Annotated in this window: 17 protein-coding genes; 7 read left to right on the plus strand and 10 right to left on the minus strand. The window is 72.7% G+C overall.

Features of this window, described 5'->3' with window-relative positions; genetic code table 11:
• Position 1: 1 nt before the first annotated feature.
• Complete coding sequence (locus DSM104299_RS22710; protein ID WP_272473945.1) at positions 2-1,528, plus strand: sensor histidine kinase; 1,527 nt, start codon at positions 2-4, stop codon at positions 1,526-1,528.
• Here DSM104299_RS22710 and DSM104299_RS22715 read toward each other — a convergent pair.
• Positions 1,525-2,010, minus strand: coding sequence for a Fur family transcriptional regulator (locus tag DSM104299_RS22715; protein WP_272473946.1), 486 nt, complete (start codon positions 2,008-2,010; stop codon positions 1,525-1,527). The genes DSM104299_RS22710 and DSM104299_RS22715 overlap by 4 nt on opposite strands.
• Positions 2,011-2,066: 56 nt before the next feature.
• Between DSM104299_RS22715 and DSM104299_RS22720 the strand changes: the two genes are divergently transcribed.
• Positions 2,067-2,591 (plus strand): VIT1/CCC1 transporter family protein, encoded by a 525-nt coding sequence (locus DSM104299_RS22720; protein ID WP_272473947.1) that lies wholly within the window; start codon positions 2,067-2,069, stop codon positions 2,589-2,591.
• Between the two features lie 37 nt (positions 2,592-2,628).
• Complete coding sequence (locus DSM104299_RS22725; RefSeq protein WP_272473948.1) at positions 2,629-3,282, plus strand: class I SAM-dependent methyltransferase; 654 nt, start codon at positions 2,629-2,631, stop codon at positions 3,280-3,282.
• A 116-nt stretch (positions 3,283-3,398) separates the two neighbouring features.
• On the opposite strand, the gene DSM104299_RS22730 is transcribed toward DSM104299_RS22725, so the two are convergent.
• The 5 genes from DSM104299_RS22730 to DSM104299_RS22750 all read right to left on the minus strand — a co-directional run bounded on the left by DSM104299_RS22730 (position 3,399) and on the right by DSM104299_RS22750 (position 7,606).
• On the minus strand, positions 3,399-4,925 hold the full coding sequence (locus DSM104299_RS22730) for an NAD(P)/FAD-dependent oxidoreductase (RefSeq protein ID WP_272473949.1): 1,527 nt from the start codon (positions 4,923-4,925) through the stop codon (positions 3,399-3,401).
• A 103-nt stretch (positions 4,926-5,028) separates the two neighbouring features.
• A complete protein-coding gene (locus tag DSM104299_RS22735; RefSeq protein WP_272473950.1) occupies positions 5,029-5,613 on the minus strand; it encodes a ferric reductase-like transmembrane domain-containing protein in 585 nt (194 codons plus the stop codon).
• A gap of 13 nt (positions 5,614-5,626) precedes the next feature.
• Complete coding sequence (locus tag DSM104299_RS22740) at positions 5,627-6,607, minus strand: FAD:protein FMN transferase (RefSeq protein ID WP_272473951.1); 981 nt, start codon at positions 6,605-6,607, stop codon at positions 5,627-5,629.
• Positions 6,604-6,939 (minus strand): hypothetical protein, encoded by a 336-nt coding sequence (locus DSM104299_RS22745; RefSeq protein ID WP_272473952.1) that lies wholly within the window; start codon positions 6,937-6,939, stop codon positions 6,604-6,606. The genes DSM104299_RS22740 and DSM104299_RS22745 overlap by 4 nt, the downstream gene beginning before the upstream one ends.
• A 73-nt stretch (positions 6,940-7,012) precedes the next feature.
• Entirely contained in the window at positions 7,013-7,606 is a 594-nt protein-coding gene (locus DSM104299_RS22750) for a dihydrofolate reductase family protein (RefSeq protein WP_272473953.1), read from the minus strand.
• 158 nt (positions 7,607-7,764) lie between these two features.
• Here DSM104299_RS22750 and DSM104299_RS22755 point away from each other — a divergent pair, with 158 nt between their 5' ends.
• Positions 7,765-8,082 (plus strand): hypothetical protein, encoded by a 318-nt coding sequence (locus DSM104299_RS22755; RefSeq protein ID WP_272473954.1) that lies wholly within the window; start codon positions 7,765-7,767, stop codon positions 8,080-8,082.
• 223 nt (positions 8,083-8,305) lie between these two features.
• Here the strand turns inward: DSM104299_RS22755 and DSM104299_RS22760 are convergent, their stop codons facing one another.
• From DSM104299_RS22760 to DSM104299_RS22770, 3 genes are all read right to left on the minus strand, one after another.
• Entirely contained in the window at positions 8,306-9,925 is a 1,620-nt protein-coding gene (locus tag DSM104299_RS22760; protein WP_272473955.1) for a glycosyltransferase family 39 protein, read from the minus strand.
• On the minus strand, positions 9,922-11,388 hold the full coding sequence (locus DSM104299_RS22765) for a hypothetical protein (RefSeq protein WP_272473956.1): 1,467 nt from the start codon (positions 11,386-11,388) through the stop codon (positions 9,922-9,924). Before DSM104299_RS22765 ends, DSM104299_RS22760 begins: the two co-directional genes overlap by 4 nt.
• 90 nt (positions 11,389-11,478) lie before the next feature.
• Positions 11,479-16,260, minus strand: a complete 4,782-nt coding sequence (locus DSM104299_RS22770) for a LamG-like jellyroll fold domain-containing protein (protein ID WP_272473957.1) — start codon at positions 16,258-16,260, stop codon at positions 11,479-11,481.
• Positions 16,261-16,380: 120 nt separating this feature from the next.
• On the opposite strand from DSM104299_RS22770, the gene DSM104299_RS22775 reads away from it, so the two are divergent.
• The 3 genes from DSM104299_RS22775 to DSM104299_RS22785 all read left to right on the plus strand — a co-directional run bounded on the left by DSM104299_RS22775 (position 16,381) and on the right by DSM104299_RS22785 (position 19,535).
• On the plus strand, positions 16,381-17,373 hold the full coding sequence (locus tag DSM104299_RS22775; protein WP_272473958.1) for a class I SAM-dependent methyltransferase: 993 nt from the start codon (positions 16,381-16,383) through the stop codon (positions 17,371-17,373).
• Positions 17,374-17,547: 174 nt separating this feature from the next.
• Positions 17,548-18,747: a non-hydrolyzing UDP-N-acetylglucosamine 2-epimerase gene (gene wecB / locus DSM104299_RS22780; protein ID WP_272473959.1), complete on the plus strand. Its 1,200-nt coding sequence runs from the start codon at positions 17,548-17,550 to the stop codon at positions 18,745-18,747.
• On the plus strand, positions 18,744-19,535 hold the full coding sequence (locus DSM104299_RS22785; RefSeq protein WP_272473960.1) for a WecB/TagA/CpsF family glycosyltransferase: 792 nt from the start codon (positions 18,744-18,746) through the stop codon (positions 19,533-19,535). The genes wecB and DSM104299_RS22785 overlap by 4 nt, the downstream gene beginning before the upstream one ends.
• Here the strand turns inward: DSM104299_RS22785 and DSM104299_RS22790 are convergent.
• Positions 19,520-22,216 (minus strand): hypothetical protein, encoded by a 2,697-nt coding sequence (locus tag DSM104299_RS22790; RefSeq protein WP_272473961.1) that lies wholly within the window; start codon positions 22,214-22,216, stop codon positions 19,520-19,522. The two genes, DSM104299_RS22785 and DSM104299_RS22790, sit on opposite strands and share 16 nt — an antisense overlap.
• Positions 22,217-22,223 lie beyond the last annotated feature (7 nt).

Here is a 22,223-nt window from a genome sequence, read left to right on the forward strand (position 1 = left end):
CGTGAACCTGCGCACGCGCTTGTTGTTGGCGTTGCTGGCGACGAGCGCGGTGACGCTCGGCGTCGCGGCGCTGGCGCTCTTGTCCCCGTTGCAGGCCAAGCTGGACAGCCAGAGCCGGGACGCGGTCAAGGGCGCCGCGCTGGCGACGCGGCAGGAGCTCGAGACCAAGCTGGGCCAGACCCGCGGCAGCGTCACGCCCGACGTCGACGACATCCTCGACACGTTGTCGCAGCGGACCGACGGCCGTGTCGGCCTCTTCACCGCCGATCAACGCAACGTGTACGCCTTCAGCGGGATCACCGATCCCAACGCGGACGACCTCCGCCAGGTGGTCGCCTCCGGCAAGTCCCGCGGCACCTCGTCGCGTGACGGCAACGGGTACGCGGTGGCGATCGCGCCGCACGCCAAGGGCGTCAACGTCGACCGCGACATCCCGGTCGCCGACCAGTTCTTCGTGCTCATGGTGCAGAAGTCCGATCCCGGCGGCAGCGCCGTGGACGTTGTCCGCTCCGCGTTCCTGACCGCGGCGGTCTTCGGGCTCGGCGTCGCGCTGCTACTCGGGATCGCGCTGTCCACCGGGCTGTCGCGACGGCTCGGGCGCCTGCGGCGCTCGGCGCTCGCGCTGGCGCGTGACGGCGTGAACGCGCCGACGCCGCCGGTCGACGACGGCCGGGACGAGGTCGGGGATCTGGCGCGCGCGTTGTCGTCGATGCAGCAGGCGCTCAAGCGCCAGGAGGAAGCGCGGCGGGCGTTCGTCGCCACGGCGTCGCACGAGCTGCGCACGCCGCTGACGTCGCTGCAGGGCAACCTGGAGCTGTTGTTGGAGGACTTGGACGCCGGGCATCTGGACGTGGAGGACGCGGGCGCCGTGCTCCGCGGCGGCCAGGAGCAGCTGCGGCGGCTGGCGAACCTCGCCAGCGAGCTGCTGGACCTGTCGCGCCTGGACGCCGGCGTCGAGCTGCGCCACGAGCCGGTCGAGATCGGCGAGCTCGCCCGCGCGGTCGCCGCGGAGTTCGCGCTGCGCGCGGACGCGCGCGACGTGACGCTGGACGTCGTGCCGCCGACCGGGCCGGTCTGGGCGTCGGGCGACCCGGGCGCGGTGGCGCGCGTGGCGCGCATCCTGATCGACAACGCGCTGCGCTTCACGCCGCCGGGCGAGGCGATCCGGATCGCCGCCAAGTACCACGGCGACCGCGCGACGCTCGAGGTCGCCGACCGCGGGCCGGGCGTCCCGATGGACGAGCACGACGTGATCTTCGAGCGCTTCCAGCGCGGGTCGCGAACCGGCGGCGAGGGCGGCTTCGGCCTCGGCCTCGCGATCGGCCGCGAGCTGGCCCGGCGTCTGGACGGCGAGCTGGCGCTGGCGACGCAGACGTCCTCCAGCGGCGCCCGGTTCGTCCTCACGCTGCCCATCGAGATGCCCCGTGGCTCCGGCGACGGCAGTGAACCCGAGGACGACCACGACGAGAACGAGGCCGGCGACGCACCGGCCGAAGCACCGACGCTCCGCGCGACGCGAGACGTCTAGCGAGCGGCGGCGGGGGCCGCGTCGCGCGCCGAGCAGTCGGCGCAGCGGCCTTCGACGACCAGCTCGGCGCCTTCGGCGTCGAAGCCGGTGGCGCGGGCGGCGTGAAGCGCGTGGGCGGTGTCGAGAGGGATCTCGAGGTCCTCGACGCGGCCGCAGACGCGGCAGCGCAGGTGCGCGTGGTCGGCCACGCGTGGGTCGTAGAGCACCGGGCCGCCGACGCTCACGCGGCGGGCCTCGCCCAGCTCAGCCAGGAGGTCGAGCGTGGCGTAGACCGTCGGCAGCGACACGCCTGGCAGTTGCTCGGACGCGCGGCGCAGGACCTCTTCGGCCGTGACGTGGCGGTCGAGCTCGCGCAGCAGCCGGCCGATGACCAGCCGCTGTGAGGTGACGCGCTGGCCGCGCTCGCGCAGGGCCGCGACGAGGCGCGCCTCGGCGGCCGCGTCGGCGTCGATCTCGACCTCGGAAGTTCGGGTGCCCTTCATAGCCACTCGCACATGTTAGGGCATCCTTATCTTTAGTCTCTTGTATTATCGACGTCGTGAGCGAACAGGTCCTGCCCCTTCCCACCTCGGCGTCGACCCCGTCGACGCCCGACGCCGAGCGCCGCCGGCTCGTCCTCCAGCGCATCCAGCCCGGGCTCATCGGGCTGATCGACGGCACGATCTCCACGCTCGCGCCGATCTTCGCCGCCGCCTACCTCGCCGGCTCGCGCGCCGCGCTGCTCGTCGGCCTCGCGTCCGCGCTCGGCGCCGCGATCTCGATGGGCCTCAGCGAGGGCCTGTCGGACGACGGCTCGGTCACCGGCCGCGGCTCGTCGCTCTCGCGCGGCGTCATCACCGGCGGCGCGACGTTCCTGGGCGGCACCTTCCACGCGCTGCCGTTCCTCATCTCCGACCTCTCGACCGCGCTGGCCGTCGCCTACGTCGTCGTCGCCATCGAGCTCGTGACGATCGCGCTGATCCGCAAGCGCTTCATGCACGTGGCGCTCCCGGTCTCGCTCGTCCAGGTCACGCTCGGCGGCGTGCTGGTCGCGGTCGTGGGCGTGCTCGTCGGACACGCCTGACCCGCCTACGCGGGGCGGCGCGACTAGATTCGAGGGCATGTCCTTCGCTCGCGATCCCGCCACCCACGCCTATTACGACGCGCGCGCCGACGAGTACGACGAGTGGTACGCCGGCGAGGGCCGCTTCGGCGCGCCCGGCCGTGAGCGGCCCGGCTGGGCCGACGAGGTGCAGCAGCTCGTCGCGCTCGTCGACGCGCTCCCGGCCGCGCGCACGCTCGACGTCGCCTGCGGCACCGGCTTCCTGACCCGCCACCTGCACGGCCTCGCCGTCGGCCTGGACCAGTCGCCCGCGATGATCGCGATCGCCCAGGAGCGCCTGCCCGACGGCCTCGCGCTGGTCGGCGACGCGCTGGCGCTCCCGTTCGCCGACGGCAGCTTCGACCGCGTCCTGACCGGCCACTTCTACGGCCACCTCGTGCCCGCCGAGCGCGACACGTTCCTGGCCGAGGCCCGCCGCGTCGCGCGCGAGCTGATCGTGATCGACTCCGCGCCGCGCGAGGACAAGCCCGCCGAGACGTGGGACGAGCGCGTCCTCAACGACGGCACCACCCACCGCGTCTTCAAGCGCTTCCTGACCGCCGCCGAGATCCTCGAGGAGCTCGGCGAGGCCGGCGGCACCGGCGAGGCGCTGATGGACGGCCGCTGGTTCAGCGCCGTCCGGGCGACGCTCTGGGCCGCCGAGCTGGACTGACGCGCGCCGCGCCCGTCAACGACCGACGGGCCGCCAAGGGCGACCCGTCGTCGTTGCACGCACGTCCGCGATGTACCCGCCGAACGTGCGAAGCCAAACCTCGTTAGGGCGCCAGCCTAGGCCTCGGTGACCAGCGGCTCGGTCTCGTAGACCGTCTTGGGCAGCTTCGCGTAGGGCTGCTCGACGTCGGCGTCGGTCTGCTCCTCGTGGTAGACCGACTCCACGTTGACGGCCCAGATGTCATGGCCCTCGTTGCGCAGGATGTTGTCCACCGCGCGCATCGCCGACAGCATCGAGTGATCCGAGTTGTTGTAGCGGTGCAGGCCGTTGCGGCCGACCTGGACGAAGTCCTCGAGCGGATCGAGCCAGGAGCGGATCGACTCGACGCGCTGGGCGTAGGTCTCGTCGTACATCGGGTAAGCGAGCGGGACGCGCACGACGTAGCCGCGGCGGACCTGCTCGGGCCGGGCGAGGCCGAGCTGCTGGAGCTCGTCCTTGGCCAGCTCGATGAGCTTGTCGTCGTCCATGGTCCAGAGGTCGTCGCCCTTGAAGGCGAAGTACTCCAGGCCGACGCAGGCCGTGTCCGGATCCGGGACCATCCAGGGCGACCACGAGCGGTAGTTCTGGATGCGGCCGACGCGGACGTTCGGCTCGTGGATGTAGATCCAGTTGTCGGGGAACAGGTCCTGGCCGTCGATGACCAGCGCGACCGTCAGGAAGTCGCGGTAGCGCAGGCCCTGCGCGGCGGACTGCACCTCGGCCGGGGCGCCCGGCGAGGTCAGGCCGACCATGTGGCGCAGCGGCAGCGACGAGATCGTGCCGCGCGGCTCGATGACGCCCTGCGGCGTGTGGATGCGGACCACGCGGCCGTCTTCGACGTCGATCTGCTGGGCCGGCGACTCGAGGCGGACCTCGCCGCCCATCTCCTCGATGCGGTTGGTCATCATCTCCCACATCTGACCCGGTCCGTACCGCGGGTACTGGAACTTGTCGATGAGGGACGTGATGTCGTCCTTGTTGCCGAGGAACGCGGCCTTGGCGGCGGAGAAGAAGTTGAGGTTCTTGATCCGCTGCGCGGCCCAGTCGGCGCGCAGCTCCTTGGTGGAGACGCCCCAGACCTTCTCGGTGTAGGACTTGAAGAAGTGCTGGAACAAGCGCTTGCCGAAGCGGTTGGAGACCCAGTCCTCGAAGGTCTCCTCCTTGCCCTTGGGCTTGACCGCGGCCCACAGGTAGGAGACCCCGCAGCGGACGAGCTCGACCGGGCCCAGCTTCTTGATGACGTCGGTGCCCTTCAGCGGGTAGTCGAGGTACTTGCCGCGCCAGAAGATGCGCGACATGCGCGGGCGCATCAGGAACTCGTCGCCCATGATCTCGAGCCAGAGGTCGTTGACCTCCTTGTTCTTGGTGAAGAACCGGTGGCCGCCGAGGTCGAAGCGGTAGCCGTCAGGGTCGACGACCGTCTTGGCCAGGCCACCGACCTGGTCCTCGGCCTCGAGCACGATGACCTTCCGGCCGGCCTTGGCCAGCAGGTAGCCGGCGGACAGGCCGGCGGGGCCGCCGCCGATCACGACGTAGGGGCGGGTGTCCCCGTGGCCGTCGTCGTCGTTCTTGGGCAGCGTCGGCGGTTCGTCGACAAGCGTCATGCCCTGCACCTTGCCCGCTGCGCGTGCGTTGTACGGGTTCTGCTAACGCGACCTAACAGTTCTTCACGGACGCAATAGCGCTTGGGAGCGGGGATTTCGTGCCTCACGGCGTCGCGGCGACACGCGGCGCCGGACGCCGCGTCGCGGGCTTCCGCTTGGCCGGCAGGCCGAGCGCGCGAGCCCCCGCCAGGCCGACGATCGCGACCCCGAGGAAGATGATGATCCCGAGCAGGAGCGGGCTGCGGGCGTCGGTGCCGGCCATCAGCGCGTGAAGGCCGCCGAGCACGAAGGCGACGGACGCGAAGCGGTGCGCCGAGCGCCACCGGCGGGCGCCGATGCGGCGGCGCTGGTAGAAGCTCAGCCCGAACGCCGCGAGGCAGTAGAACGCGGTGATCCCGAGGCCCGTCCAGAGCGGCCGGTAGGCCATCGTGAAGGGGATCGCGATGCCGGCCAGCCCGGGGTTGAGCCAGGCGTCGCCGAGGAGCAGCAGGCCGTGCGCGGTGATGCACGCGAGGCCGGTCAGCGCGAGGCGCTCGTGCCACGGCTTCATGCGCGCCGCGGTCTTGGGCTCGACGAGCCGCAGGGCGGAGACGAGGCCGAGGATCGCGACCGCGCCGAGCGCGACGAAGCCGACGATGCCGGCCGCGCGCGAGGCGAGCCAGAAGGTGTAGTCGAACGGGTTGTTCATGGCCTCGGTGGTCCTAGGCGGTGGCGGCGGCCAGGTCGCGGGCGGCGCGCAGGGCGGTGCGGCGCAGCGCGGGGACGGCCTCGACGGCGCCGTCCTCGTGAACGAGGACGCCGCCCAGGGCGGACAGGGTCGTGCGGGCGCCGTGCGCGCCCTGCAGGAGCGCCGTCTTGGCCAGCGTCTCGGCGTGGAGCGCGCTGCGACCGACGGCGGTGGCGGTCAGCAGCCCGGTCCACGCCGGGCGGCCCGTGCTCGGGTCCAGGAGGTGGTGCGCGGGGTCCCCGTGGCGGTCGCGCCAGAGGCGGCGATGGATGCCGGAGGTCGCGACGCCGCCGCCGCCCAGGCGGAAGACGTGCGCGGGCGCGTCGGTGAGCGGGTGGCGGACGACGACCTCGTGGTGTCCCCGGCCGCCGTGGCCGAGCGCGAGGTCGCCGCCGACGTCGACGACGTACCGCAGCCCGGTCAGGCGCGCGGCGACGAGGTCGGCCGCGAGGCCCTTGCCGAGGCCGCCGGAGTCCAGGGTCACGCCGGGCGGGCGGCGGATCGTGCCGGCGCGGCGGTCGACGCCGAGGCCCTGCCAGCGCGCGGCGGGATCGGGCGTGGCGGCCGCTCGGGGCGGAGCGGCCGCCAACGCCGCGGCCAGCGGGACGGCGAGGGAGCCGTCCCAGTGCGCGTCGTATCCCGCCTGGGCGATCTGGGCGCCCAAGGTCATGTCGACGAGCCCGCCCGAGATGCGCCCGGCCCACGCGCCGGCGCGGATGAGCGCGCGGACGTGCGCGCCGGCCGGAACCTCGGTGCGAGGGTCGTCGTTGAGGAGGTTGAGCGCCGAGTCCGGCGCGAAGCGCGTCCATTGGCGCTCGAGCGTGGCGAGCAGCGCCTGGGCGTCGTCGGCCGCGTGGGTCAGCCTCGGCGAGGCGGCGGCGCCGGGCGCGCGGTCGGCGAGCACGATGCGCGCGGTCGCGCCCATCGCGGGCAGGCTGCGGTCCAGGAGGCTCATGAGGCGGAGGTCGAGCCGCGGGGCGTCGAGGAGACGGAGCCGGAATCGTTGGAGGACGACGACGTGCCCGAGTCGTAGGGGTCGGTGGTCGTGGTCGTCGCCGCGCCCGTGGCGTCCGAGGAGGACGACGTGGCGTTCGTCGTCGTCGGGGTCGCCTTCACCGCCGCCAGCGCCGGGTCGTCCCCGTCGTGCACCCGCAGGGCGAGCACGCCGAACACCGCGACGACGCTGGCGAGCGCGCCCGCGGCGAACCGCCGGCCTCCGGGCGCGCGCATCGCGCGCCGCGGCGGCTTCGGCGGCGGGGTCGTCGGGATGGGTTCGACGGGAGGCATGCGAGGAGCATCGACCCGCGGCCTGAACCCATCCTGAACCCGTGCTGGGAGGTTGCTGAGGCGGCCGGGCGCGTCAGCCGCGCGCCGGGCGGTACGTGCAGACCAGGACGCCGGTGCTCGCGGTCTTGACGTCGACGAGCTCCAGCGGGCGTGCGACCCCGTCGTCGGGGAAGACCCGCTTGCCGCCGCCGAGCAGGATCGGCTCGAGCAGGATCACGTACTCGTCGACGAGGGCGTGCTCGATCAGCTGCTGGGCGAGGTCCGCGCTGCCCCAGATCTGCAGCGCGCCGCCCTCCCTTCCGCGCAGCTCGCGGATCGCGCCGAGCGCGTCGTCGGCGGGCAGCAGCCGCGAGTTCGACCACGTGAGGTCGTCCTCGCTCAGCGTGCGCGACGCCACGTGCTTCGTGATGGCGTTCATCGTGTCGGCGAACGGATCGCCGGCGCGCTCGGGCCACGCCGCGGCCATGCCCTGCCACGTGCGCCGTCCGAACAGCAGCGCGTCCGACCGGTCCATGATCTCGCCGATGGCGCTGCCCATCACGTCGACGTCGAAGTACGGCGCCGACCAGCCGCCGTGGGCGAACCCGGCCTCGGTGTCCTCCTCAGACCCGCCGGGCGCTTGCACCACGCCGTCCAAGGTCATGAAGTCGATGAGGATGATGTCCATGATGTTGCTCCTTCGCGTCGTTGGTCCTGCTTGCCGTGTCGATCGAGCGACGATCGGGGTCGCGGCGCGATCGACATGGCGCATCGAGTTGGCACGTCGGCGCTTCGGTGTCCGGCGCGTCACACGACGTCCGGCCCCGGCGTGACAGGTTCGTCCCCGTGCCCGCTCCCACCATCATCCTCGTCCACGGCGCGTTCGCCGACGCCTCCGGCTGGCAGGGCGTCCACGACGAGCTCCGCAGCGACGGCCACGTCGCGAAGGCCCCACCGAACCCGCTGCGCGGCGTCGTCGGCGGCGCCGTGATCACCGTGGCCGGCGTCGCCGACAACGTCGTCGGGCTCGTCTACGTCGCCGGCTTCGCGCCCGCTTCGCGGGCGACGTGGCACCGGCCGTGGCCAAGTTCATGTCCAACGTCCAGCGCCCCCTGTCCGGCGCCGCGTTCGGCGAGCCCGCCAGCGCCGGCGCGACGGTGGTGACCGTCGTAGACGCATCGCACGTCGTCATGATCTCGCAGCCCGCGAGCGGTGGCCGAGGTCCTACGGCAGGCGTGGCGGCGGTGAGCGCAGCCGGAGCGTAAGGCGGTGGCGGAGAGCGACGAACGCTCGCCACGCCAGGATCGACGACGCACCGATGCGCTCCCGGCGGTGAGGAGGGCGTGTGAACCGACGAGCGCGGGCTGGGGCGGCGCGGCGCGCCGGGCTACTTGCGCAAGTACACGATCGCCCGGACCCCGCGAGGGAGGGCGCGCCTCTTGAAGGACGGCACCGGGCCGATGCGGACGAAGTTCTTGTCCTGGTTGAGCGCGCGTTCCCATTGGGGCGCGCGGTGGCGGATCTCGGAGGTCCAGGGTGCGCCCCAGGATGCCGTGCGGATGATCGGCATGATCAGGATGAGGTGCTGGCCGGGCTTGACGGAGGGCTCGAGCTTGGCGAGCGTGCGCTTCGGGCCGGCGGCCTTGAAGCGGTCCAGGGCGTCGCGCCAGTCGAAGACCCGGTTGTCGTTCACCGGGCCGAGCGCGTCGGCCCAGCGATAGCCGCCGCCGAGGTAGTAGCGCATCGCCGGCCCGTACTCCGGGTGGACGGCCAGGACGAGGTCGCCCTTGTCGATGAGCCGCTGGTCCTTCAGGGTCCGGGCGACGCGGTAGGCGTCGGACTTGCCGCGGATCTGGCGCTCGCGCGGGTCGAACCAGAGCACCAGCACGATCGCCAGCGCCACCAGGCCGACCTTCCCGAACCGGACCAGCCCGGCGCCCGCCAGCAGCAGCGCCGGCCCGACGAAGACGCTGAAGTAGCGCGTCGCCCACGCGGGCGACGCCTGCGACGCCAACCACGCCAGCGCGACCGCGACCCCGATCGCCACGGCCAACGCGACGACGGCGCGCGAGCGCTCGGCGCCCTCGGCCCGGCGCCGCATCGTCGCCAGCCCGCCGACGCCGACCACGAGCAGCAGCAGCGCGGTCTCGATCCCGCCGACCAGGCTCTGCAACCCGTTCAACAAGCCGTTGAAGTCGGGCGCCTCCGCCCACGGCGCACCGGTGTGCTCGGCCTGGAACAGCAGCCGCGGGATCCACGGCAGGTACAACAGCACCAACAAGCCGAAGCCGAGGACTCCGTCGCGGAAGAACGCGCGCCGCGCCTCCGCCGGCTCGCCGCGCAACAGCACCAGGAACGCCGCGCCGAAGCCGATCCCCAGGAACAGGCCCCAGTTGTGCGCGTACACCGTCAACACCATCAGGACGCTGAATGCCGGGATCCAGCCCCGGCTCCGCATCCCGTAGGCCATCGCGAACGCGCCGCTCGCGCACAACCCCAACAACGCGACCAACGCGTACATCCGCGTCTCCTGCGCGTAGTACGTCAGGAACGGCAGCGTCGCGCACAGCGCGGCGGTCGCCCATGCGGCGCGCTCGCCGAACAGCCGCCGGCCAAACCACCAACCGGTCGGGATCGTCAGCGTCGCGCACAGCAGCGAGAGCGCGTGCGTCCGGGACTCGCCGTCGCCGCCGATCACGCCCATCCAGACGTGCAGCAGCATGTAGTACAACGGCGGCGAGCCGTCCTTCTTCAGCACGCCCGGGATCGACCAGAAGTCGTGGTGCGCGATCCCGACGCTCAGGCCCTCGTCGATCCAGAACTTCGCGGTGATCGCGTGCGACCGCAGCCAGACCGACAGCAGCATGATGGCCAGCACGCCGACGACCTTCAGCGGCGTCGAGTGCCGCCACCAGGACGACCCACGCCCCGGCGCGGAGCGCTCAGCGCCAGACGCGACGGCGTCCGGGGCGGGCGCCGTCGTGGGCCCCTCGGCCACCGCGCTCACGCCCCCCGGCTCCCGCACGCGGCGACGATGCGCCACTTGCCGCTCGTCGCGAGCGTGCGCTCGTCACCGACGTCGCGCAGCGTCGGCGCCGGCCGGCTGTGCCCGGTCGTCTTGACCCGGAACACCACGGCCGGCGTCGACGGCGTGAGGTGGATGTCCTGCGTGTGGACGTTGAGGTTCCACGCGACGACCGGCACCAGGAACGGTCCGGTGAACGCCTGACCGCAGCGCTTCAGCGCGTCGGCCCCGCCGGCGTCGCGCACCAGGCCGGGCAGCTCGTCGGCGAGGTCGGCCTGGTAGTGCAGCCCGCGCATGTTCGGCGCGAAGCGCTGGAAGCTCGGCGCGGCGAAGACGACGCCGACGACCACGGCGACCAGGAGCACCGTCGCGCCCGCCGGCCGGCGGCCGACCGAGCGCACGGCGGGCACCGCCCGTGACAGGAGCGCGAACGCCTGCTCCAGCCCCCACCCGATGCCCGCCCCGCCCAAGACCATCAACAACGCCACCGGGGCCATCAGGTAGCGCTGGTTGCCCGAGAACCCGTCCGACGTCATGTACGCCACGAGCCCCAGCCACGCGATCGACATCGCGATCAGCGCCGCGATCGGCCGTGAACGCTTGACCATCACCATGACGCCGGCGCACAGCAGCCCGACGACCAGCGGCCCGGTCAGCATCAGCCCGGCGTCGTGCAGGACCTCGCGCGCGGGGTTGTCGGCGTAGGTCGGGGCGCCCGGGTTGACGTCCTTGGCCCGGTGCGCCGCGCGCAGCAGGTCCCCGGACCCCCACCACTCGGGCAGCAGCCACAGCGCCAGCACCGCGACGCCCGCGCCCAGGACGACGCGCACGGGCACCGAGCGCGTCCCCATCAGGAACAGCCCGTACACGGCCAGGAACGGCCACGCCTCGGGGCGCAGCAGCCCGGCGCACACGGCCAGCCAGAACGCGAACCGCCGGTCGCCCGCGATGTGCCGGTCGATCGCGCCGAGCAGGAACGCGACGATCAGCCCCTCGGAGTTGCCCAGCGCGCCGCTGCGGATCCACCACGGCGCGATCGCCAGCGCGCAGGCGGCGGCGACGCCGCCGACGACGCCCCCGCCGAGCGAGCGCGAGACGCGGAAGGCGAGGAAGACCGACGCGATCGCGCCCGCGCGCGCCACGACCAGCCACAGGTCCGGCGCCCACGAGCCGAAGAGCGAGAAGACCGTGGTGAACATCACCGGCAGCGGCTTCCACGACGGGCCGCCGGTCGTCACCAGGTCGAAGTGCGCGATCTCGCGGCCCCAGATGATCCACGACCACGGGTCGTAGGTCGGGGCGCTGGGGAGCAGCAGCGTCAGCGCGGCGATCGCGAGCGAGGCCCCCACCAGCAGCAGGGCCCCGTGCGAGCGCGCAGAGGCCAGCGCCGTGCCGGACGGCGCCTGCGGGACCCGGAGGGCGGCGGAGCGTTCCTCGATCAGCACGGCGGTGGCAAGGGTATGCCCGGGTGAGGACGATCCCCCTCCCCTCTTAACGAAGCGCAACGCGGCGACCAGCACGGCCGCCGCGCGTGCCTAGGCCAGCTCGGGCGCGCCGCCGAGGTCGTGGCACAGCAGCTGGATCGGCCGGCTCGGCCGGAAGGCGACCGTCCGGTCGTCGCCCACCGCCGCGCTCCGGGCGACCGTCGCGCTCGGGAGCTTGTGCTTGCGCTTGACCCGCGGCTGCGGCGCCTGGGCGTTGGCGTGCGCGTCGACCTTGGACTTGACGTTCTTCTTGGCCTTGCCCTTGGCGGACTTCTTGGAGGACTTCTTGGTCGCCTTCTTGGCCGAGCGCGCCGACGCGATCGACGCCGTCAGCCCCGCCCCCGCGATCGGCGTGGCCATGTCGCTCTGCACCTGCGCCTGGGTCAAGGCGGTGTTGTAGAGCCGGATCTCGTCCAGCTGGCCCTTGAACCACTCGCCCCAGACGTTGTTGCCGCCGAAGCGCAGCGCGCCGGTGCTGTTGGGCATCGAGCCGGTGACGGCCTTCGAGGACACCAACGTCCCGTTGACGTACAACTTCAGCGTCGCGCCGTCGTAGGTGGTCGCCAGGTGCGTCCACGTGTTGACCGCGATGTTGGCCGTCGACATCGTGTTGGACTCGGCCGGCGTCGACACGTGGCCGGAGGCCTTCGAGTTCCCCGCGTTGGCGTACAAGGAGTACACGAGCGCGCTGGTGTTCTCCTTGATCATCGCGGTGCGCCAGGTGGTGCCCAGCGCGGTCGGGTTGACCCAGGCCTCCATCGTGATCTTGTTGGTCAGGTCGAGCTTGGCGTTGTCGGCGACCGTGACCCAGTTGCTGGTCCCGTTGAACGTCAGGTCGTTGCCGAACTTGCCGGTCGTCGACCGCGTCGCGCCGGTGATCGTGCCGTTCAGCCCGTTGCCCGAGCTGTCGCTGGCGCCGGTGCCGCTGGTCTCGTCGAAGCCCCACGCGCCGACCAGGCCGACCGGGCCGCTCGACGGGTTGACCGTCAGCGTGACCGCGATCGTCTTCGGCGAGCCGGTGGCGCCCGCCCCGGCCGTCACGGTCACCGTGGCCGTGTAGGTGCCCGCGGCCAGACCCGAGACGTTCGGCGTGATCGTCAACGTCCCCGGTGCGGTGCCGCTCGTCGGCGTCACCGTCAGCCAGGACTGGTCGTCGGCGACCGAGTAGGTCAGCGACCCGCCGCCCGCGTTGGTGACCGACGCGGTCTGCGCGGCCGGGTTGGCCCCGCCGGCCGTCGCGGTGAACGCCAGCGAGGTCGGCGCGACCGCCAGCGCCGGAGCCGCCGCCACGGTGAACGTCACCGGGATCGCCTTCGGCGAGCCCGAGGCCCCCGGCGCCGTCACCGCAACGTTGCCCGTGTAGGTCCCGGCCGCCAGGCCCGTGATCGACGGCGTGACCGTGATCGTGCCGGGCGCGGTGCCCGACGCCGGCGCCACCGACATCCATGGCTGGTCGTCCGAGGCGGTCCAGCTCAGCGCCCCGCCGCCGGTGTTCGTGACGCTGATCGTCTGCGCCGCCGGGCTCGACCCGCCGGCCGTCCCGCTGAACGCCAGCGAGGCGGGCGCGGTCGCGAGCGTCGGCCCGGGCGGTGCGGCCGCCACGTTGAAGGTGACCGGGATCGTCTTCGGCGAGCCGGCCGCGCCGGACGCTGTCACCGTGACGTTGGCCGTGTACGTGCCCGGGCTGAGCCCCGCCACCGACGGCGTGACCGTGATCGTGCCCGGCGCCCCGCCGGAGACCGGCGACACCGTCAGCCACGGCTGGCTCGACGTCGCGGTCCAGGCCAGCGACCCGCCGCCCGTGTTGGACACGCCGATCGACTGCGCCGCCGGGTTGGCGCCGCCGGCGGTCCCGGAGAACGTCAGGGACGCGGGCGTGGTCGCCAGGACCGGCGTCGGCGGCGCGCCCGTGCACGTCACCGGCGTGGTCATGTCGCTCTGGATCTGGCCCGCGGTCAGCGCGCGGCTGTACAGGCGCATCTCGTCGAGCTGGCCCTGGAACCACTCGCCCCAGATGCTGTTGCCGCCGAACTTCAGCGCGCCCGCGCTGTTGGGCATCGAGCCGGTGACCGCCTTCGACGTCGCCAGCACGCCGTTGACGTACAGCTTGAGCGTCGCGCCGTCGTAGGTCGTCGCGACGTGCGTCCACGTGTTCAGCGGGATCGCCGACGTGCTGCGCGTGTCGGACTCCGCCGGCGTCGAGACGTGGCCGCTCGCCTTGCCCGTGTCGTTGTTGGCGTACAAGGCGTACACCAGCGCTCCGGTGTTCTCCTTGATCGCGACGGTCCGCCACGTCGAGCCGAGCGTCGTCGGGTTGATCCACCCTTCGAGCGTCATGCCGGTCGTGAGGTCGAGCTTGGCGTTGTCGGCGACCGACACCTGGGTGTTGGTGCCGTTGAACGTCAGGTCGTTGCCGAACTTGCCGGTCGTCGTGTGCGCCGCGCCGGTGATCGTGCCGGTCAGCCCGTTGCCGGAGCCGTCGGCCGTCGTCGTGCCGGTGGCCTCGTCGAAGCCCCACTGGCCGACCAGGCCCGTGTAGGCCGGGCACGGCGTCGCCGTGTAGGTGGCCGTGTAGGTCGTCGCCGACGTCGGCGCGGTGAACTGGTGCGCCGCCGAGCCGCCGTTGGACCACGACGAGAAGTCATAGCTCGTGCCGCTCAGCGTCTGCGGCGTCGGCGCGATCAGCGCGACCGTCGAGCCCTGCGCGACCCTCCGCACGAACGGCGTCGTCGACTGCTCGGCGCCGACCGAGATCGGCAGGCCCGACGGCGTCGAGTTGAAGGTCAGGTCCACCGTCTTGGGATCGACCCGCACGGTCTTGACGTCGGCCAGCCCGGTCGTGTCGGTCGCGGTCAGCTGGATCGTCAGGTACGACGGGTACTCGTGGTCGGGGTACAGGAACGTGCCCGACGCGACGCCGTTGGTCGTCTGCAGCGTGTGGATGTGGCAGCTGGTCGGGACGATCGCCGAGCAGTGGTGCATCTGGAACGTCCAGGTCAGCGCCGAAGCCGGCAGCGCCGCGCCGTGGCCGTCGACCGCCGAGCCGCTGAAGGCGATGGACTCGCCGACGGCGCGCGTCAGGCCGGCGGCGGGCGTCGCGATCGTCGCCGTCGGCGCCGAGCCGACGGTGATCGTGATGGTGTCGGTGCTCGTGAGCCCGCCCGGGTCGGTGACCTTGAGGCGCACGAGGTGCGCGCCCTCGTTCGTGAACGTCGTGCTCGGCTTGGCCGCGGTCGAGTCGTCGTAGGCGCCATCGTTGTCGAGGTCCCACGCGTAGGTGAGCGCGTCGCCGTTGGGATCGGTCGACGTCGTGCCGTCGAGGTTGACGGTCAGCGGCGCGGCGCCCTGCAGCGGGTTGGCGATCGCGTGGGCGACCGGCGCCTGGTTGGCGTTGACGGCCTGGATGCGGTGGATCTTGCCGCTGCCGACGCTGACGTAGTACAGCGCGCCGCCCGGGCCGACCTCGAGGTCGACCGGCGTGTCGGCGGGGTCGGCGAACGGCTGGCGCGTCGTCGGGTCGGGCACGCCGTTGGCGTCCGGGTACATGACCCAGATGCAGTTGCGGGCGTAGTCGGCGAAGAACATCGCGCCGTTGTAGGCCGCCGGGAACGTGCCGCCGTCGTAGAAGACGATGCCCGAGGTCGACGAGGTGCCCGGCGAGCAGTTCTCGGTCGAGACCTTGCTCGAGTGGTTGTAGGTGAACAGCGGCCCCGTGACGGCCCCGGACTGCGTGTAGAGGTTCTCGCAGATGTTCAGGTTGAGGTTGTCGTAGGAGCTCATCCGGCCGGTGCCCTCGTAGCAGGGCCAGCCGTAGTTGCGCACCTGCGCCGTCGGGCTCGGATCGCGGTTGATCTCCTCCCACGTGTCCCAGCCGACGTCGCCGAAGTAGAGGTCGGTGGTGCCCGGCCGGAACGCGAAGCGGAACGGATTGCGCATGCCGTAGGCGACGATGCGCTTGGCGTTGGTGTCGCCGGTCCCGGGGTTGTCGGCCATCGGCGCGCCGGTGTCCGGGTTGACGCGGATGATCGCGCCGTTGAGGCCGGTCGGGTCGCCGGTCGTCCGCGCGTCCTGGCTGCGCAGCGCGCCGCCCTCGGCGTCGGGCGGCGAGTCCGGCGTGCCCGCCGGGTTGGGCGGGTCGCCGCACGGGTTCTTCGGCGAGCCCTCCTGGCCGTAGTCGGCGAAGGTGAAGCTCGCGCCGTCGCCGCCGCTGGCGTAGAGCGAGCCGTCGGGCGCGAACTGGAGGTCGCCGACCGAGTGGCTGGAGAACTGCTGGCACCACTCGTCCTTGATCAGGACGGTCTCGTTGCCGTTCTGGTCCAGGCGCGAGAGGCGGCCGCTGACCACGCAGCCCTTGACGTCGGCGCCGATCGAGTCCGGGCAGACGTCGTTCCACAGCGGCGCCGTGCCGCCGGGCTTGGCGTCGTAGGTGTAGAGGACGTAGACGTAGGGCCGGCCGTTGTCGAACTGCGGGTCCAGCGCCATGCCGATCAGGCCGCGGTCGCCGAAGAACGCGACTTGCGTGCGCAGGTCGGCGTACAGCGTCGGCGTCGGGTCGTTGACGTTGTCGTAGGTGTAGATGCGCCCGTCGAGCTGGGCGATGAACACGCGTCCGTCGGGCGCGAAGCGGATCGAGGACGGCGCGATGAGGCCGGTGAACGGCGTGTCCTCGACGAACCCGCTCGGCAGCCCGTTGGCCGCCGCGGCCGTGAGGGCCTTGTTGACCGTGAGCGCGCCACGCTCGAACACGTTGTCGCTGTTGCGGAACATGTCGCCGGCCGAGGCCGTCGACGCGAGGGCCCCGACGCCGACCAGCGTCAGGAGGACGGACAGCAACCAACGAGCTCGCAATACGCGTGACATGGCCGCGAAGGTAAGTGGCGCACTGGATCAGGACAACCACGACTGCACCAAGGACCAGGGTCAGACCAGGGCGGGTCCATCACCCTGTCGGTGATGACGACGATGGCCGAGCCGCCGATCTCGATCGCCCCGACCGCGGGCGGCCTCGACGTCGCCTGCGACCTCTGCGGCGCGACCGCCACGACGACCGTGCTGCGCACGCCCGACGTCCGCTACGGCCTGGGCGGCGACTTCGCGCTGGCCCGCTGCACGTCGTGCGGGCTGCAGCGCACGCTGCCCCAGCCCGCCGACGCGGGCGCCTACTACCCGGCCGACGAGTACTACATCTACCAGCCGCCCGCGGCCCCGGCCGCCACCGCGGTCGCGCGCGTGCGTCACGCCTATGGCCTGGACGCGGGCGGCGACGCCGGCGCCCGCTCGCTGCGGACGCGCCTGGCCGCCCGCGTCGCCGTCGACCGCCTCTCCCCCGGCCTGCCGCCCGGCCCGCCCGGCGACATCCTCGACGTCGGCTGCGGCTCCGGCGACTTCCTGCTCCTGCTCGCCGCCGCCGGCTGGCGCCCGCACGGCGTCGAGCCCGACGCCCAGGCCGTCGCCGCCGCGCACGCGGCCGGGCTGGCCGGCGTCCACCACGGCGACCTCACCGAGCTCGGCCTCGACGCCGCGTCGTTCGACGCCGTCCGCTTCTGGCATTCGCTCGAGCACGTGTCCTCGCCGCGCGCCCAGCTGACCGCCGCCCGGCGCGTCGTGCGCGACGGCGGATCGCTGACGATCGGCGTGCCGAACGTCGGCTCGCTGCTGTCGCGGACCGCCCGCAAGCGGTGGTACTACCTCGACATGCCGCGCCACCTCTGGCACTTCGACCGCCGGCGCCTGTCGGCGCTGGTGCAGGAGTGCGGCTTCCGCGTCGAGTCGGCGCGGCTGGTCTCGACCGGCTCGGCGGTCCTGGGCACCGCCGGCTACCTGAGCGGCAAGGGCGAGCGCGTCCTGGAGAGCCGCCGTGCGTGGTACGCCGCGCTAGGCCCCGCGATGGCGCTGGACGCCGTCGGCCTCGGCGACGCGATCCACCTGACCGCTCGGGCGGTCTGAACGATGCCCGGGCCGCCGGTCTCTCGCGCGCGCTCGCGTGCGCGCGCACGCGTGGGCGCCTTCCTCGAGACGTTCGGTGGCTGGCCTACGGACTGGCCCTTGCCTAGCCGAAGGACTGGGATTCAGCCCCAGGCCATTCTCCCGGCCCCGCGTCCCGCTTAGGCTCGCAGAGCGATGTCAAACGACCTCACGACCGACGTCCCGCAGCTCACCCTCGTGCACGGCGACGCGCCCCTTGCGCCGCTGTCCAGTGAGCGGTCCACCGTGGTGCACGTGGTCGGTGCACGACCCAACTTCGTCAAGATGGCGCCGGTCGTCGCGGCGCTCCGGGAGCGCGGGGCCTTCAACCAGGTCCTGGTCCACACCGGCCAGCACTACGACCGCCGGATGTCGGACGAGATCCTCGCCGACCTCGACTTCCCCGAGCCCGACCACTTCCTGGCCGTCGGCTCCGGGGCTCACGGCGAGCAGACCGCCAAGGTCCTCAGCGCCTTCGAGCGTGTGCTGGTCGACACCCAGCCGACGTTCGTCGTCGTCGCCGGCGACGTGAACTCCACGTTGGCCTGCGCGCTCGCCGCGTCCAAGCTCGGCATCCCGATCGCCCACGTCGAGTCGGGCCTGCGCTCGTTCGACTGGACGATGCCCGAGGAGATCAACCGCGTCCTCACCGACCGCCTGTCGGACCTGCTGTTCACGCACAGCCCCGAAGGCCTGGAGAACCTGAAGGCCGAGGGCGTCGAGGAGAGCCGCGTCCACTACGTCGGCAACACCATGATCGACTCGCTGCGCCGCTGCGAGCGCCGCGCTCGCGAGCGCCAGCTGGCCGTGCAGCTCGGGGTCGAGCCCGGCTCCTACATCCTCGTCACGCTGCACCGGCCGTCCAACGTCGACCACCCCTCACGCCTGAGCGGGATCGTCGGCGGGCTCGTCGCCCTGGCCGCGGACGCGCCGATCGTGTTCCCGATCCACCCGCGCACCCGCGCCCGGCTGGCCGAGGACGGCTCGCTGGCACGCCTCGAGGCCGCGGGCGTGCACTGCATCGAGCCGGTCGGCTACCTCGACTTCCTGTCCCTCCAGGCCGACGCCGGGGCGGTCGTCACCGACTCCGGCGGAGTGCAGGAGGAGACCTCGGCGCTCGGGGTCCCCTGCTACACGTTCCGCACCAACACGGAGCGGCCGATCACGATCTCGCACGGCACGAACACGCTGCTGGGCGACGACCCGGCCGAGCTGGCCGGCGTGCGCATCTCGAGCTGGGACCCGACGCCGAGCGCGATCTCGCTGTGGGACGGCCACGCTGCCGACCGCCTCGCCGACGTGCTCGTCACCAACTACGCGCTCTGCGCGGCGCCCGCGGTGCAGGAGCAGCGATGACGGCGGCGCCCGTCGCCCCGACGCCCGTCCCGGCTCCGGCCCATAGCCGCGTCGACGTCCTCGGCTGCCCTGTCGACGCGCTCGACATGGACCAGACCGTCGCGCGCTGCACGCAGCTCATCGACGCCGGCGGCTTCCACCAGCACGTCGCCATCAACGCGGCCAAGCTCGTCGCGATGCGCGACGACCCGCAGCTGCGCGAGATCATCGAGCGCTGCGACGTCATCAGCGCCGACGGGCAGAGCGTCGTCTGGGCCTCGCGCCTGCTGCACGCGCCGCTGCCCGAGCGGGTCGCCGGCATCGACCTGATGGACCGCCTGCTGGCCGAGGCCGTGCGCAGCGGCTACGGGGTCTTCATCCTCGGCGCCCGCAACGAGGTGCTCGAGGAGGCGGTGCGCCGCATCCGCGTCAAGCACGAGGGCATCGACATCGCGGGCTTCCGCGACGGCTACTTCGCCGACGACGAGGCCGCCGGCGTCTGCGCGCAGATCCGCGACTCCGGCGCGTCGATCCTGCTCGTGGCGATGAGCTCGCCCAAGAAGGAGCTCTTCCTCGGCGAGTTCGGCCCGAAGCTCGGCGTCCCGTTCGTCATGGGCGTCGGCGGCGCGATCGACGTCACCGCCGGCATCACGCGCCGCGCGCCGGCCGCGTGGCAGAGCCTTGGGCTGGAGTGGCTGTACCGCCTGCTCCAGGAGCCGCGGCGGATGTTCCGCCGCTACGCGGTGACCAACACGCAGTTCCTGGTGATGCTGGCGCGCGCGGTCGCGCGCCGTCAGAGCCCCAAGTAGGGCGCCAGCACGTCGTACCAGAGCGAGCGGTTGTAGGAGAACCCGTAGTTGGGGTTGTCGCTCTTGTAGACGTACGGGTCGCTGCTCGGCGCGCCGTAGATCCACTGCGCCTCGCCCTTGGCGTAGCCACGGTAGCCGCGGTCGAGCTTGTACCACAGGTCCGGCTCGCCGATCCGCAGGCGCCCGATCGCGTTGGTGGCATCCGTGCTCCCGGCCACCCACTGGCCGGACACGGCCAGGACGTAGGCGTTGACGACGTTGACCTTCGCGCCGTCGTAGGCGTACTGCGCGGAGCTGCGCGCGCCGCCGGCGTCGCCGGAGTCGAGCTCGAGCGCCATGCCGAGCGCGCCCTTGTTCGCCAGCCCCGAGCAGCCGGAGACGATCATGCCGGCCTGCCCGTCGGCGGTGGAGAAGCCGGCGCCGTCGTTGAGCCCGCACGTCACGTGCGCGCCGAACGTATCGTCGGCCAGCGCCCAGTAGAGGCCCATCGGGTCGGCGACGGTCGTCCCGTAGTACTTGAACGTGCGGACGGCCGACGCGACCTGGCCGGCGGTCGGCGCGACCGAGCCCGGGTTGTCGACCCTGTAGTTGAAGGTCGCGGCCAGGTTCGTGAGGCCGTTGGCGCGCAGGTCGGCCAGGAACGCCGCCGCGTCGTAGCCGGTCAGCAGCGACTGCGCGGCCGACGGGCCGAAGTAGGCGATGGCCTGGACGACGCCGCCGAGCATGCCCTCGCGGTAGTTGGGGTTCCAATCGCGATGCACGTCGGTGTCGCCGTCGAGCGTGCGCTGCTGGCCGTTGGACGACACGTAGGGGTTGGTGTCGCTGGTCGTGAAGGCCGAGGAGAACAGCGTCCCCTCCATCACGAGGTCGATCTTGTGCTGCTCGCCGGCGGTGAGCTGGTCCCAGATCCGCGGCGTGCGGCGGGCGATCGCCAGCGTCGCGGTGCCGTAGCGCTCGTGCTGGGCAGGGTAGCCGCCGTTGGACACCGGCTCGTTGCCGCCGGCGATCAGGTCGCGGATCTGCGCGAGCAGGCGGGCGTCGGCGCTGATGTTGCCGGCGTAGGAGGCGGCGGCGAGGACGACCGACGGCCCGGTGTTCCACGCGTCGTTGGTCATGCCGCCGCCGTTGTACTGCCGGCCGTAGCGGATGAACGGCACCGCCTTGGCCGCGTCGACGACGCCCTGGGCGGGGCTGCCGAGCGCGGGCGTGGCGGGCGGGGTGGTGATCGTCCAGGTCGTGGTCGCGGCGGAGGCGTCCGTGTTGCCGGCGGCGTCGGTGGCCTTGACCGAGAACGTGTGCGACCCGACGGCACGCGAGCTGTAGGCCTTGGGTGAGCCGCAGGACGCGTAGGCGCCGCCGTCGAGCTTGCACTGGAACGTCGACCCCGCCTCGGACGCCGTGAACGAGAACGACGCCGAGGTCGACGTCGTCGAGCCCGTCGGCGCCGACGTGATCGTCGTGTCCGGCGCCGTCGTGTCAGGCGGCGTCGTGATCGTCCAAGAAGCGGTCGCCGCCGACGCATCCGCATTGCCCGCGCCGTCGATGGCCTTGACCGAGAACGCGTGCGACCCGACCGCGAGCGAGCTGTAGGCCTTCGGCGACGAGCAGGCGACGAACGCACCGCCGTCGAGCTTGCACTGGAACGTCGAACCAGACTCGGACGCCGTGAACGAGAACGACGCCGAGGTCGACGTCGTCGAGCCCGTCGGCGCCGACGTGATCGTCGTGTCCGGCGCCGTCGTGTCAGGCGGCGTCGTGATCGTCCAAGACGCCGTCGCCGCCGAGGCATCGGCGTTGCCCGCGCCGTCGGTGGCCTTGACCGAGAACGTGTGCGACCCGACGGCAAGCGAGCTGTAGGCCTTGGGTGAGCCGCAGGACGCGTAGGCGCCGCCGTCGAGCTTGCACTGGAACGTCGAACCAGACTCGCTCGCGGTGAAGGTGAACGAGGCCGAGGTCGAGGTCGTCGAGGAGGCCGGCTGCGCCGTGATCGACGTCTCGGGCGCCGTGGTGTCGACGGGATCCGGGACCGGTTCCGGCGCCGGCTCGACCGGCAGCGGGACCTCCGGCGCCGGCGGCACGACGACCGGCGGCACGACGACCGGCGGCACGACGACCGGCGGCGGCACGACGACCGGCGGCAGCGTGCCGAGGTCGCCGGGGACGGACGGCGGAGGAGGTGTCGGCGCGGGCACCGCGGGCGGAAGGGGCGTCATCCCCACGTGCAGTTGCGGGCACGCGGTGCCGGCCTTGCCCGCCGGCCACCTCTTGGGCAGCGCGCTGAGCGTGCTTGCCGCCCAGGTGCCCCTGCAGCTCCCCGCCGTCGTGACGGCCGCCGAGCCGCCGGTCGCCAGCAGCGCGACCCACGCGCGGGTCCCGCCGGTCACACTCGTGGTCGCGGGCGCCAGCGTGACGCTGCGCCAGCCCGCTGCGGGGCGCTTCAACGTCCCGGACGCCAGCAGCGCGCCCGGACGACCGTCGGCGTCGGCGTACCACGCGACGGCCAGCCGGCCGCGCGACGCGCTCGCCAGCCTGAGCCCCACGCTCGCCAGCGTGCCGGCGGCGCTCGGCCGCACCGGCGCCGCGTAGGCCCTGCCGGGCGCGAGCGTCGCGGCCGATGCCGTGTTCGCCGCGCCGAGGAGCGCGCAGACGAGCAGAGCGATGACCAGGGTTCCCCGCCTCATACCTCGC

It is taken from the genome of Baekduia alba, from assembly GCF_028416635.1.
Classification (GTDB): Bacteria; Actinomycetota; Thermoleophilia; order Solirubrobacterales; family Solirubrobacteraceae; genus Baekduia; species Baekduia alba.